Origin of the sequence: Mameliella sp. AT18 (genome assembly GCF_028807275.1) — a bacterium.
GTDB classification, from domain to species: Bacteria; Pseudomonadota; Alphaproteobacteria; order Rhodobacterales; family Rhodobacteraceae; genus Antarctobacter; species Antarctobacter albus.
Map to the genome: position 1 here is coordinate 19,927 of NZ_JARAMO010000234.1, position 12,491 is coordinate 32,417.

General features: G+C 63.3%; 12 protein-coding genes and 1 pseudogene. 8 read left to right on the forward strand and 5 right to left on the reverse strand.

What is annotated here, in order from left to right; genetic code table 11:
- Positions 1–516: 516 nt before the first annotated feature.
- Positions 517–1,350 (forward strand): universal stress protein, encoded by an 834-nt coding sequence (locus PVW46_RS20910; protein ID WP_274577417.1) that lies wholly within the window; start codon positions 517–519, stop codon positions 1,348–1,350.
- Positions 1,351–1,459: 109 nt separating this feature from the next.
- On the opposite strand, the gene PVW46_RS20915 is transcribed toward PVW46_RS20910, so the two are convergent.
- The 5 genes and pseudogenes from PVW46_RS20915 to PVW46_RS20935 all read right to left on the reverse strand — a co-directional run bounded on the left by PVW46_RS20915 (position 1,460) and on the right by PVW46_RS20935 (position 4,686).
- A complete protein-coding gene (locus PVW46_RS20915; protein ID WP_274577418.1) occupies positions 1,460–1,771 on the reverse strand; it encodes a hypothetical protein in 312 nt (103 codons plus the stop codon).
- A 53-nt stretch (positions 1,772–1,824) separates the two neighbouring features.
- A pseudogene (tnpC, locus tag PVW46_RS20920) lies at positions 1,825–3,345 on the reverse strand (IS66 family transposase).
- A gap of 38 nt (positions 3,346–3,383) precedes the next feature.
- Positions 3,384–3,755: an IS66 family insertion sequence element accessory protein TnpB gene (gene tnpB, locus PVW46_RS20925; protein ID WP_274577419.1), complete on the reverse strand. Its 372-nt coding sequence runs from the start codon at positions 3,753–3,755 to the stop codon at positions 3,384–3,386.
- Entirely contained in the window at positions 3,752–4,180 is a 429-nt protein-coding gene (gene tnpA / locus PVW46_RS20930) for an IS66-like element accessory protein TnpA (RefSeq protein ID WP_274577420.1), read from the reverse strand. Before tnpA ends, tnpB begins: the two co-directional genes overlap by 4 nt.
- A 38-nt stretch (positions 4,181–4,218) precedes the next feature.
- Complete coding sequence (locus tag PVW46_RS20935; RefSeq protein WP_274577421.1) at positions 4,219–4,686, reverse strand: hypothetical protein; 468 nt, start codon at positions 4,684–4,686, stop codon at positions 4,219–4,221.
- Positions 4,687–5,441: 755 nt separating this feature from the next.
- On the opposite strand from PVW46_RS20935, the gene PVW46_RS20940 reads away from it, so the two are divergent.
- The 7 genes from PVW46_RS20940 to PVW46_RS20970 all read left to right on the forward strand — a co-directional run.
- Positions 5,442–6,110 (forward strand): phosphoribosyltransferase, encoded by a 669-nt coding sequence (locus PVW46_RS20940; RefSeq protein ID WP_274577424.1) that lies wholly within the window; start codon positions 5,442–5,444, stop codon positions 6,108–6,110.
- Positions 6,111–6,354: 244 nt separating this feature from the next.
- Positions 6,355–7,602, forward strand: coding sequence for an ABC transporter substrate-binding protein (locus tag PVW46_RS20945; protein WP_274577426.1), 1,248 nt, complete (start codon positions 6,355–6,357; stop codon positions 7,600–7,602).
- A gap of 56 nt (positions 7,603–7,658) precedes the next feature.
- Positions 7,659–8,543: a carbohydrate ABC transporter permease gene (locus PVW46_RS20950; RefSeq protein WP_274577427.1), complete on the forward strand. Its 885-nt coding sequence runs from the start codon at positions 7,659–7,661 to the stop codon at positions 8,541–8,543.
- Entirely contained in the window at positions 8,540–9,433 is an 894-nt protein-coding gene (locus PVW46_RS20955; protein WP_274577428.1) for a carbohydrate ABC transporter permease, read from the forward strand. Before PVW46_RS20950 ends, PVW46_RS20955 begins: the two co-directional genes overlap by 4 nt.
- A gap of 2 nt (positions 9,434–9,435) precedes the next feature.
- Positions 9,436–10,533, forward strand: coding sequence for an ABC transporter ATP-binding protein (locus tag PVW46_RS20960; RefSeq protein ID WP_274577429.1), 1,098 nt, complete (start codon positions 9,436–9,438; stop codon positions 10,531–10,533).
- A gap of 39 nt (positions 10,534–10,572) precedes the next feature.
- Positions 10,573–11,577, forward strand: coding sequence for a zinc-dependent alcohol dehydrogenase family protein (locus PVW46_RS20965; RefSeq protein ID WP_274577430.1), 1,005 nt, complete (start codon positions 10,573–10,575; stop codon positions 11,575–11,577).
- Positions 11,578–11,815: 238 nt separating this feature from the next.
- The coding region (locus PVW46_RS20970; RefSeq protein ID WP_274577431.1) for an AAA family ATPase at positions 11,816–12,491 on the forward strand (676 nt) is incomplete at its 3' end.

Here is a 12,491-nt window from a genome sequence, read left to right on the forward strand (position 1 = left end):
CTGATCGCGTTGTTCAATACCGATGAACGCCACTGTCGGGATCGACTGTGAGTGCTGGATGAAATCTCCCAAGTTCGGCCCGGATTTACCCCTGCTGATGCCAACGGAAGGGCGCCAAGGTGGTGGAACTGAGGGAGATCGTGATGATCTTGGAATTGAAGCGGTAGGGCCTCGGCGTCAGCGCTATCGCGCGACAGACCGGCCTTGATCAAAAACGTCAAGAGATCGGAAGACGTTCGGATGCGCGGGATGGATCGTATCGAATTGCGCATTGTCATTCGTCAATGCGAGAGGCCGACGTTCCAGAAATGGTTTATCACCATTCGAGGAGAAAATGCATGTCCGAAACCGGGTATTGCAGCCTTGCTTGCCGAAATCCGGCGACAGGCTTTCCGCCAGAAATTGAGACACATCGTGAACAGAACCGGGGCCCCCGTCTTCGGGTGCAGAAAAGAGCTTGCGTGTCGGTTCGTTGCTCGGGCCAGCGAAGCATAGGGAACGAGGAGGTTTATTGAGATGCCGGTCAAGTCAATTCTTACCTATCTGGACGGCTCTTCGAGCGGCGAAGAACAGTTTGGCCATGCCATTGAAGCCGCCCGAAAGTTTGACGCGCATCTGAGGGTGGCAGCATTGGGGTTCGAACCCGAACTGCCGGTCGAAACTTATGCCGTGATGAGTGATCTGCCAATCCGCGCCGAACTCAGCGACCGCGCATTGTCCGAAGCACGGGAAATCGCCGACAAGGCGACAAGGCGACTGGAGATCGAAGGGGTGCGGGGCGATGCCTTCCCCCTCGTCGCGACGCCTTCGGGCATGGCGTTGAGGTTCGGCCGGCAGGCTCGTTACATCGATCTGGTGGTCCTGGGCAAACCGGTCGGGGACGCGTTGTATCAGGTCCCGCAAAGCACCTTCGAGGGCGCGTTGTTCAACGGCGATGGCGCCGTCCTGATCTGTCCGGTTGCGCCCAAACTTGCGCCACGGCGGGCGATGATCGGCTGGGATGGCGGCCCCTCGGTTTTGAGGGCCGTGCGACGCGCGTATCCCATGCTGGCCGGCGTTGGATCGCGAGACGTGGATATTGTGCTGGTTGACGGCGGCGCCGACAAGATGCTGATGTCCGAGGATCTTGCAGTGATGTTGGCGCGATACGGGCTGTCACCGATTATCTCCCGTGTGGACTCGGACGGTCTGAGCGATGCGGAGGCACTGGTCCGCCACCAGGTCGAAACCGGGGCAGATTTCATGATTTGCGGCGCTTACAGTCATTCCTGGTTTCGGGAATTGCTGCTTGGCGGGGTGACACGTGTCTTGCCCGGCCTCGTAAACGTGCCGCTCTTCATGGCGCACTGAGGCCGCATCGACGTCCCGGTGATAGGGGAGGGGCTAGCGGACTGGTCTGAAGATCAAGAATTCTCGGGCAGGAAAATCGGGGCGGCAACAGCCGCCCCGGCGCATCTTGTCATTCTGCCGAATCGGGCACGGCATACTCATGGATGAACTCGATGACCAACCGGGCATCGTCCGCGGCCAGAGTATAAGCATCCAGGCTACCCGATGCCGATGCATCCACCGAGTCGAAGACGGCATAGATGTCCACGCTCTGGGGCAGGAACGATCCTTCGGCCTGTTCGACAAGAACCGTGGCCGTGACCCCCTCGAAGGTGTCGGACCGGTCATAGGAAAAGGTCGAATAATCGATCACCGAATAGGTCACATCGCCGACCGTCGTCGTGTTGACCCCGAGAAAGGCATCAATATAGGCGGATTTCATCCGAGGTGAACACGCCTTCCTTGGTATCCGTCCGGCGTGACCGCCTTTGACAATCAGATTGGCTGCCAATTCCAGGGAGCGAGTTCGTCGATGCGGTTGATTTTGTGATCAGCAATGTGGGTCAGCACCCAGGTCAGCCAGGCTTCCGGATCGACGCGGTTCATGCGGTCCGTCTCGATGCGGGTGTAGGCGATGGCCGCAGCCTTGCCGCCGCCTTCGGACCCCATGAACAGATAATTTTTCCGCCCAAGAGTCAGGGGCCGGATTGACCGCTCACAGATGTTGTTGTCCAGTTCCAACCGGCCGTCTTCGAGATAGGCGCGTGCCTTCGGCATGCGGCTGAGGGCATAGCGGATGGCCTCGGCCAGTTTGGTTTTCCCCAAGATTTTTGGCAGTTGGTCCTTCAGCCAGATCTCCAACTCGTCGAAGATGGGCCTGGCCTTTGTCTGTCGCAGGGCGGCACGTTCGTCCGGCGATTTGTGCCGCGCCTCCTTTTCGACGGCATAGAGCCCGGCGATGCGTTCGATGGTTTCCCGGGCGATGGTGGAGCCGTTTCTTTCGAAGACATCGACGAACTTGTGGCGGACATGCACCATGCAGGCCTGCTCGCTGGCCAAGCCCTCGCCGAACAACCCGTTGAAGCCGGTGAACCCGTCGGCATGCACGATGCCCTTGTAGCCCGCGAGATGCGCGGCGGGATGTTTTCCTTTGCGATCCACGCTGAACTGGTACCAGGCACAGGGTGGAGCCTAGCCGCACCACGGCCGTTCATCGCGGACATAGCTCCACATCCGCGCGGTCTGGGCTTTGCCGGTCTTGCCCCCGGTCTGCATCTTTACCGGGGTATCGTCGGCGAAGAGTGCGGGCCCCGCCCGCACCTGCTTGCCAATGTGATCGGCCAGGGGCGCGAGGAGCGCCGTCGACCGCCCGACGCAATCGGTCAGCGTCGAGCGGTGCAGATCGACCTTCTCGCGGGCGTAGACTTCAGACTGCCGGTAGAGTGGCAAATGATCACAATATTTGCCGACCAACACGTGCGCCAACAGACCCGGGCCGGCGCGCCCACGCTCAATCGGTCGGCTCGGCAGTGGAGCCTGCGCAAAGGCTTCGCAGCAGTTGCAGGCCATGCGCGGGCGCACGATCTCGCGGACGACGAACCGCCCCGGAATGTATTCCAGTTCTTGCGTCACATCCTCGCCAAGAGCCCGCAAGGTCCCGCCGCAGTCGGCGCAGGTCTGGCCCGGCGAGAGAACCTCACACTGCCGTTCCAGGTGGTCAGGCAGCGGGGCACGGCTGTGCTTGCGCTTGCCGGTATCGACCTTGTCAACGGCCTGGCTGGTCTCTTCCTCCTGAGCCGCCACGGCCGCGGCGATTTCGGCGTCCTCATGAAGGTCGAATGCCAGTTGATCGAGGCTTTCGGAATTCGAGCCGAACCGTGCCTTGCGATGACCGGCCAGCTGATGTTCGAGCTTCTCGATCCTCAGCGCCTGGGACCTGGCCAGATCGTGCAACAGTGCCGTGAGGGCACGGAGTTCGTCGGGATCGGATGGCAGGGTTTGAGGCATCTCCAGCATTGTCGGGAGAGTACCGTTTCGCAGCGTGCAAGTGAAGCTTATGGCGCTGGATTCTCTGACAAATTGCCGGTCGTAAGAGGCCGCCACGTCTTCTGCGGCATGCGCCAGTCGATCCCCTCCAGGAGCATCGACAATTGCGATGGGCGGAGGCTGACTTTGCCCTCCTTGGCGGCAGGCCAGACAAAGCGCCCGCGCTCGAGGCGTTTCGAGAACAGGCATGCGCCCTGCGCGTCCCACCAGATGATTTTCAACAGATCACCGCGGCGCCCGCGGAACACAAACAGGTGGCCCGAATACGGGTCCTCCGCCAGCACCTTTTCCGTTTGCGCAGCGAGCGTGTTGAAGCCCCGCCGCATGTCCGTGACCCCAGCCGCCAGCCAGACCCGCGTGTTGCTCGGCACCGGGATCAAGTTATCAGTCCCTGGACCAGCCTGACCACGGCCGACAACGCCGCCGGTCCTTCGACAACGATCCTCCGACCGTCCGAAAGCGTGAGGTCGATCCGATTGGCCAGAACGGCCCCATCGGTCAAACCGGCCGTCGCCACACTCGTCGCAACCATTTGACCGTCAATCGCCGGACCGGAAATCTCCACCGGCAGGAATACGTCGCCGTCCTCCGGCCCACAGCTCTCTTCCTTCGGCCCGGGCGCATAGCGCGGGTCCCGCAACCAGGTGAAGATCAGGTTGGAATTCATCGAATACCGTCGCGCCACTTGCGCAACCGAAACGCCCGGCACCAGAGTCTGACTGCAGATAGACCGTTTCTCCTCGTCAGACCAGAACCGCTTCTTCTGGCCTTTCCTTCCCGCCATGGAGTGCCTCAAGATGTCCATTATTGACCATGGACACTATCGGCAGCAGTCCCCCTCCGTCAGAGCGGTCGCACCGGACGGATACCTTCCTTGTCCGTCGCCGCGGCAAGCAGCGCGCTCGAGAATGCCAGATTGGCGGACGTGTAGGCGCCATCGACAAGGAAATCGTACTCGGTCCCGGCCAGATCATCGGGGGTCAGCCCCGGAATACTGCCGGTCGTCAGCAAGGCATAATAGACCGGCAGGTTGTCCAGCGGGGCATCGATGGTCTTTTCGGCGTCGTCGATGGTCAGCACCAGCCGTCCGGCGGCATCGGTCGAAATCTCCGTTGCGCTGGTCAGGAGGTCGATGATTTCATCAGCCCGGCTGTCGATGACGCGAGACGGGGCGCGCTCCACGTTCAGACGGCCCAGTTCCACCTCGACGGTCAGGGTTTCATCCAGCGGCTTGCCCTCTTCGTCGAGGGGGATGGGATTGCCATCGGCGTCGAGCGGTTGGACAAATCCATCTGCAGTCAGGATCGGCAAGCCGTTGTCGTCCCGGTCAATGACCCAAAGATCGCCGAAGAGGTCACCCTTTTCAGAGCCCGTCGATGTCGGCGGACCACCCGCGGTGCCACCGCCACCGCCGCCTGCACCTCCGCCGCCACCGCCGCTGGGCGCTGCCTTGGGGGTTACGGCCCCTTCCGCGCGGCCCTGGTCTGGCGTTTAGGTTGGCGCGACGTAGACCCGGTCCGAGTCGCCTATGCCAGTGATGCCCCGGAGATACCGCTCATTGTCTGGTCGGGGCTGCTGGACCCACGGTCCACACCGCTGCCACTGGCCCCGGCCCCGCCGCCACCGGCCCCGCCGCCGCCCTGCTGCGCCAAGGTGGCGTTCGGGGCAGTCGCGGCCAAGGCCAGAACAAGCAGCGCAGTACTCGCTGTGAGAAAGCCTTTGGCAGAAATATTGTTTTGTCTTTTACCAGGCATGGAATGTCCTCTCCTCTGATTGGACCATCCTGTAAAACCCGCATGATTCGAGCGCGGGCCAGACGGTCTGCATGAAATCTCACCATCCGGGGAGCTTCCGGAATTGCCGGCAGACAATCCTCTTTCTCCATGCTTGTTGGCGTGCCGCGCTCTGTTGACAGCCGTCAATCGCCTTTGAAACCCGCGATGCTAACCTCGGAGCGCGAGATGGACGGCAGCGGCGTCGTTCGGATTTTGCGGCAGCGCGGCCGGGAGGGCGGCCGGGCGCGCCATTGCATTGGTCGAGACCATGACCGATACAGGAGGTGTCCCATGTTTCGAGACCGGCAAGATGCAGGACGGCAACTGCTGGACCACCTGCCAGAACTCGACCCCGCCCAGACCGTGATCCTTGCCCTGCCGCGCGGCGGGCTGCCGGTGGCCGAGGTGATCGCCGAGGGCCTGGGAGCGCCTCTCGACATCGCCTTGGTGCGCAAGGTCGGCTGTCCAGGGCAGCCGGAACTGGCCGTGGCGGCGGTGACCGATGGCAGCGATCCGCAATTCACGATCAACAGTGGCGTTGCGCGCATGGCCGGGCTCGGCGAGGACGATATTCGCACCCTGGCCGAACCCGAGCTTGAGACCATCCGGAAAAGGCGGGAGCTTTACCTGAAAGGCCGCGTACCGGTCGCTCTCACGGGCAAGACAGTGGTGGTCGTCGATGACGGGATCGCCACCGGCGCCACCATGCGTGCCGCGTTGCGCCTGGTGCGCAAGGCCGGGCCCGCACGCCTGTTGGTCGCGGTCCCAGTGGCGCCGCAGGACGCCATCGCAGAGATCGCAAGGGACTGCGACGACCTGATCTGCATCGACACGCCGCGTCCTTTCATCGCTGTCGGGGCACACTACCGGATCTTCGACCAGGTCTCGGACCGGGACGTGACCGAAATTCTCGACCGTCACGCGAACCGGCGTCCCTCACGTCATGAGAGCCATGCCTGAAGCGTGTCTCTCGGATGCGAACGAGGTTGCCGAGGGGAGGGTGCCGGTCATACACGGCGCGCGCCCCGGTCCAACCTGTCAGCGGCCCTCGGTCGAGGCCTGTTGACAGCCGTCAACGCGCCTTCCGCACGGGTCGGTATCTTTGCGTCAGGATGCAGCGGCGTCCGGGCCAGTGCGGCCCCGACGCGCGCCGCGCCTTTTGGGATCCCCGGAGCCTGGCACGGGGCGAGTGGAGGAGCACATCATGAGACATTTGACAAGAACCATGGCCCTGGCGGCCCTGACGGCATTGGCGGCGCCCGCCCATGCAGACGGCACGGTGGAAGTGCTGCACTGGTGGACCTCGGGCGGCGAGGCAAAGGCCGTGGGGGAACTGAAATCCGCCTTTGACGCGCAAGGCGGCACCTGGGTCGACAGCCCGATCGCGGGCGGCGGCGGCGATGCCGCGATGACCGCCCTGCGCGCCCGCGTCGTGGCGGGCAACCCGCCGACGGCGGTTCAGCTCAAGGGCCCCGGCATCCAGGAATGGGCCAACGAAGGCGCCTTGCGCGACGTTCAGGACGTGGCCGATGCCGAGCATTGGGACGACGTGCTGCCGCCGGTGCTGGCCGACATCATGAAGTTCGACGGCAAGTATGTTGCCGCGCCGGTCAATATCCACCGGGTGGATTGGCTCTGGGCCAGCCCCGAGGCGCTTGCGACGGCGGGTGTCGAGGCGATGCCGACCACCTGGGAAGAATTCAACGCCGCCGCCGACAAGCTCATGGCCGCAGGGATCACGCCGCTGGCCCACGGCGGTCAGCCCTGGCAGGACGCGACCGTGTTCGAGGTGGTCGTTCTCGGGATCGGCGGGGCGGATTTCTATCGTCAGGCGCTGGTCGATCTCGATGATGCAGCGCTTCGCAGTGACACGATGGTCGCCGCCTTCGACCAGCTCCGCAAGCTGCGCGGCTATGTCGATCCGAACTTCTCGGGTCGCGACTGGAATCTCGCCACGGCCATGGTCATGCGCGGCGAAGCCGGTTTCCAGATCATGGGGGACTGGGCCAAGGGCGAGTTCCTGGCCGCAGGCATGACCCCGGGAGAGGACTTTCTCTGTGCCCCGGCTCCCGGCCAAGGATATATCCTGAACGCCGACAGTTTCACCTTTTTCAATGTCTCGGGGGAGGAGAACATCAAGGGTCAGAAGGTCCTGGCCTCGCTTATCATGTCGCCGGAGTTCCAGAAGACTTTCAACCTGGCCAAGGGCTCGATCCCTGCGCGGACCGACGTTGCGCTCGATGACTTCGACATCTGTGCCCAACGCTCGCACGGGGACCTGCTTGCGGCGCGTGACGCCGGAACACTGGTGCCGTCGATGGCGCATGAAATGGCGATCCCGCGTTCTGTCCGGGGCGAGTTTCTGGACCTGGTCACGCAGTTCATCAATTCGGACATGGGGTCCGCAGAGGCCGCCGCTCAGCTTGCCGATGCGGTACAGCGGGCGATGTAAGATTGTCGCCCCGGTCTGCGGAAGGGCAGGCCGGGGCAGTGCGGCGGGAGCAGGCCATGAGCAGACATCTCTTGCAGACCCTCGAACGGCGCTTGCCCGTTCTGGTGGTCACCCCTCTCTTTGCCCTCAGCCTGTTCTTCGTCTACGGATTCATCCTCTGGACGATCTACATCTCGTTCACCCGGTCGGGCGTGATGCCGAACTACGATCTGACCGGCCTTCAGCAATACGAACGGCTCTGGGCGACGCCGCGATGGTCGGTGGCCCTTGCCAATCTCGGCATCTTCTCGGCGCTCTTCATCGGCATCAGCATGGCCATCGGGGTCCTCTTGGCAATCCTGCTCGATCAACGGGTCCGCGCCGAGGGAGTGATCCGCACGATCTACCTCTACCCGATGGCGCTGTCGTTCATCGTGACAGGGACGGTCTGGAAATGGCTGCTCAATCCGGGGCTGGGGCTGGAACGGCTGGTGCGCGAAGCGGGATGGACCGATTTCACCTTCGACTGGTTGGTGAACCCCGACCGGGCGATCTACACCGTGGTGATCGCCGCCGTCTGGCAATCCTCGGGCTATGCCATGGCCTTGTTCCTGGCCGGGTTGCGCTCGGTCGATGACGAGGTGCTGAAGGCCGCCGCCATCGACGGTGCAGGTCTGATGCGCACCTACACGTCAATCATCCTGCCAATCCTGCGGCCCGTCTTCCTGTCCACCGTCATCATCCTGGCCCATCTTGCCATTAAGAGCTTCGACCTCGTCGTGGCGCTGACAGGCGGCGGTCCGGGCTATGCCACGGACATGCCCGCGACCTTCATGTATGCCTTTGCCTTTCAACGCAGCGAGCTGGGGGTGGCCGCGGCCAGTGCGGTGATTATGCTGATGACCATCGTGGCGATCATCGTGCCCTATCTCTATTCCGAATTGAGGGGGACGCGCGGATGAGCCGTCGCAACGCCCCCGGCATCGTGCGAGCCGAAGGACGTTGGGCCATCGCCCAACGCGTCATGCTCTTTGCGGTGCTCGGGCTGTTCTGTGTCTACTACCTGATCCCGCTGGTGGTGATGGTCTCCACCTCGCTGAAGTCGCTGGAGGAGATCCGGCAGGGCACGTTGCTCGCCCTGCCGCAATCCATTCGCTTCGATGCCTGGGCCAAGGCTTGGGGATCGGCCTGTGTCGGCGTGCGTTGCAACGGGCTTGAGCCTTACGTCTGGAACTCGGTGTTGATGACCGTCCCGGCGGTGGCGATCTCGACCCTGCTGGGGGCGGTGAACGGCTACGCCCTGACCAAGTGGCGCTTCCGCGGGGCGGACATCATCTTTGCAATGATGTTGTTCGGAGCCTTCATCCCGTTCCAGGTGGTGCTTTTGCCGATGGCCCGCACCCTCGGGCAGTTGGGACTGGCCGGCACCGTGCCGGGGCTGATCCTTGTGCATACGGTCTATGGCCTGGCCTTCACGACGCTGTTCTTTCGCAACTTCTTCATCGGCGTCTCGGACGGGATCGTTCAGGCGGCGCGGATCGACGGGGCTGGCTTTTTCGGCATCTTCTTCCGCATCGTGCTGCCGATGTCGCTGCCGGCCATCGTGGTCACTGTAATCTGGCAGTTCACCCAGGTCTGGAACGACTTTTTGTTCGGCGTGGCCTTTACCATCGGCGACTCGAACCCGGTGACGGTTGCCTTGAACAACGTCGTCAACACCTCGACCGGGGTGAAGGAATACAACGTCGACATGGCTGCGGCGATCATCACGGCGTTGCCGACGCTGTTGGTTTATGTGGTGGCCGGGGCCTATTTCGTGCGCGGTCTGTCGGCCGGAGCGGTGAAAGGATAGACATGGCAGCCGGGATCGAGCTTGGAAACGTGCGCAAGTCCTTCGGCGGGGCCGAAGTAATCAAGGGGATCGACCTGACCATCGAGCCGGGTGAATTCGTCGTGTTGGTCGGCCCGTCGGGCTGCGGGAAATCGACACTTCTGAACTTGGTGGCCGGGCTTGAGACGCTGTCGGGGGGCGACATCCGAATCGGCGGTCGGCTGATGAATGACGTCCCCCCGCGCGACCGGGATATTGCCATGGTGTTCCAGTCCTACGCCCTCTATCCGACCAAGAGCGTGCGACAGAACATCACCTTCGGCCTGCAGACCCGGGGTGTGCCACGCGACGAACAGAACAGGGTGGTGTCCGAATTTGCCCACATGCTTCAGATCGACCGCCTGCTTGACAGAAAACCCGCCCAGCTTTCGGGCGGCCAGCGGCAGCGGGTGGCGATGGGACGGGCCCTGGTGCGGCAACCCTCGGTGTTCTTGTTCGACGAACCATTGTCGAACCTCGACGCCAAGCTGAGGATCGAGATGCGCACGGAGATCAAGAAGCTGCACCAGCGGCTGGGCAAGACCGCGGTCTATGTGACCCATGATCAGGTCGAGGCGATGACCCTGGCCACGCGCATCGCGGTGATGGACAACGGCCATATCCGCCAGTTCGCCGATCCCGAGACGGTCTACGAGCGGCCCGTGGACCTGTTCGTCGCGGGGTTCATGGGCTCACCGCCGATGAACATGCTGACCGGGGCGTTGGTGTCCGAGGGCGAGATAGTATTTGTCGAAACGGGCGATGGTCTGCGGTTTCCCTTGCCGGGTCGGTCAGTGGCGGCGTTGTCGGTAAGGCAAGACCGCAGGGTGGTCCTGGGCGTCCGGCCCGAGGCGATCACCGAGGGCGGGCCGGACGGGACCGGCTTTTCCTTCGAGCGCGAAGTCGAGGTGGTGGAACCGACCGGGCCGGACACGATGATAGTGTTCTCCATCGGAGGCAACGAGATGATTGCCCGTGTCCGGCCTTCGGCGGCGCGCCCGGCGGGAACGCGGATGGCGTTTTGGGTCGACATGGACAAATGCAAGCTGTTCGATCCGGACACGGGCAAGGCGTTGCTGTGACTGTTCAAGCCGCGCCAACCAGACTGCGAGAGGACATGGATGCCTAGCGAACGGACGACCATGCAGGCCATGGTTCTGGAAAGGCAGAACGCGCCGCTCTTCCCACGCCTGCTGCCGATTCCGGAACCCGGACCGGGCGAGGTGCGGCTCAGGGTCGAGGCCTGCGGTGTCTGCCGGACCGACCTGCACATCGTCGATGGCGAATTGACCGAGCCTGTCCTGCCGCTGATCCCCGGGCACGAAATCGTCGGGCGGATCGACGCCATCGGCGCGGGTGTCCACGCCTTCGCCCTTGGCCAGAGGGCCGGGGTGCCCTGGCTGGGGGCGACCTGCGGGAGGTGCAGCTATTGCCGGGAGCATCGCGAAAACCTCTGCGATGCGCCGGAATTCACCGGCTACACCCGCAATGGCGGCTACGCGGAATACTGCGTAGCCGACGCGGCCTACGTGTTTCCGCTTCCCGGGGATGCGGATCCGGTTGCCCTGGCCCCGCTGCTCTGTGCCGGGCTCATCGGCTATCGCACCCTAAAGCTCGCGGGGCCGACGCGCCGGATCGGGATCTATGGCTTCGGCGCGGCGGCGCATATTCTCTGCCAGCTTTGTACCTGGCAGGGCCAGCAGGTCTATGCCTTTACCCGACCCGGCGATGACAAGGCCCGCGACTTCGCGTTGCGCCTTGGCGCGGTCTGGGCCGGATCCTCTGACGACAGGCCGCCGGAAGAACTCGATGCCGCCTTGATTTTTGCGCCGGTGGGCGCCTTAATACCGGTGGCGCTGAAGGCGGTTCGAAAGGGCGGAAGCGTGGTTTCGGGCGGTATCCACATGAGTGATATTCCGGCCTTTCCCTACGCGGATCTCTGGCAGGAACGGATCATCCGGTCGGTCGCCAACCTGACCCGCGCCGACGGCGAGGAATTTTTTCCGCTTGCGGTGCGGGCCGGAATATGCACCGAAACCACCGTCTATCCACTGGCCCGCGCAAATGACGCGCTTGCAGACCTGCGTTCAGGGATCTTGTCTGGCGCTGCGGCGCTCGTTCCCTGACCGGGACGGACCCGTCTGCGCATGGAAAAGCACGCCAATCTCACGGTTGGCCGGTCGTCACTGCGTGGCATGACGTTTGCGATTGACGGATGTCAAAGCCATCGCCCGGCTTTGCTGCGAAGATGGGCTGCACGACGAGAGGTCGCCCATGCCGGAAACTCCGCCGGAAAATCCCGGGAACGACGAAGCGCTGAGACTGCCGATTCTCGTGGCCCTTTGGGCGTTCTTGTTTGCGGCCATGGTCTCTTCCTTCTTTTCCCAGTCGATTGCCACGGTTCAGACCACGTCCTACAGCGCCATCAAGGACATGATCCGGGAGGGGCAGGTTGCCCAGGCGCTTCTGGAAGAGCATGCGATCATTGTCTCCGTCCGCGGCGACCCGACCATGGAGCCAAAGCAGTTCCGCGCGGTCACGCCCAGCCAGGGCGACCCGGAGCTTCTGCCGCTGCTGGAGGAACATGGCATCGAGATCACCGCCGAAGCGCCACGCGGCATATCCATTTTCAGCTATATACTGCCGCGGGTTCTGATCCTCGCCGTCTATTTCTGGTTCCAGCGGTGCATGCTGCGCCAGATCGGCGGCGGGTTGGGCGCGGGTGGTCTTGGCGACCTTTTCAGCGGCCGGTTTTCAAAGCCGAGCGAGGTCAGGGCGCGCGTGACCTTCGCCGATGTGGCGGGGCAGGACCAGGCCAAGAGGGAAGTGGCCGAACTGGTCGAGTTCCTGCATGAGCCGGAGCGGTTCCAGCGTGTCGGCGCCGAAGTTCCGCACGGGGTGCTGCTGATGGGGCCGCCGGGCACCGGCAAGACCTTGCTGGCCAAGGCGCTTGCGGGCGAAGCGGATGTGCCGTTCTTCTCGACCTCGGGGTCGGAATTCATTGAGGTCTTCGTCGGCGTCGGCGTCGGCGTCGGCGTCG

Excerpts from the sequence above, each read along its gene's own strand:
- PVW46_RS20910 (WP_274577417.1), top strand. The coding sequence starts at position 517 with ATGCCGGTCAAGTCAATTCTTACCTATCTGGACGGCTCTTCGAGCGGC.
- PVW46_RS20915 (WP_274577418.1), bottom strand. The coding sequence starts at position 1,771 with ATGAAATCCGCCTATATTGATGCCTTTCTCGGGGTCAACACGACGACG.
- tnpA (WP_274577420.1), bottom strand. The coding sequence starts at position 4,180 with ATGGACATCTTGAGGCACTCCATGGCGGGAAGGAAAGGCCAGAAGAAG.
- PVW46_RS20940 (WP_274577424.1), top strand. The coding sequence starts at position 5,442 with ATGTTTCGAGACCGGCAAGATGCAGGACGGCAACTGCTGGACCACCTG.
- PVW46_RS20945 (WP_274577426.1), top strand. The coding sequence starts at position 6,355 with ATGAGACATTTGACAAGAACCATGGCCCTGGCGGCCCTGACGGCATTG.
- PVW46_RS20950 (WP_274577427.1), top strand. The coding sequence starts at position 7,659 with ATGAGCAGACATCTCTTGCAGACCCTCGAACGGCGCTTGCCCGTTCTG.
- PVW46_RS20955 (WP_274577428.1), top strand. The coding sequence starts at position 8,540 with ATGAGCCGTCGCAACGCCCCCGGCATCGTGCGAGCCGAAGGACGTTGG.
- PVW46_RS20960 (WP_274577429.1), top strand. The coding sequence starts at position 9,436 with ATGGCAGCCGGGATCGAGCTTGGAAACGTGCGCAAGTCCTTCGGCGGG.
- PVW46_RS20965 (WP_274577430.1), top strand. The coding sequence starts at position 10,573 with ATGCCTAGCGAACGGACGACCATGCAGGCCATGGTTCTGGAAAGGCAG.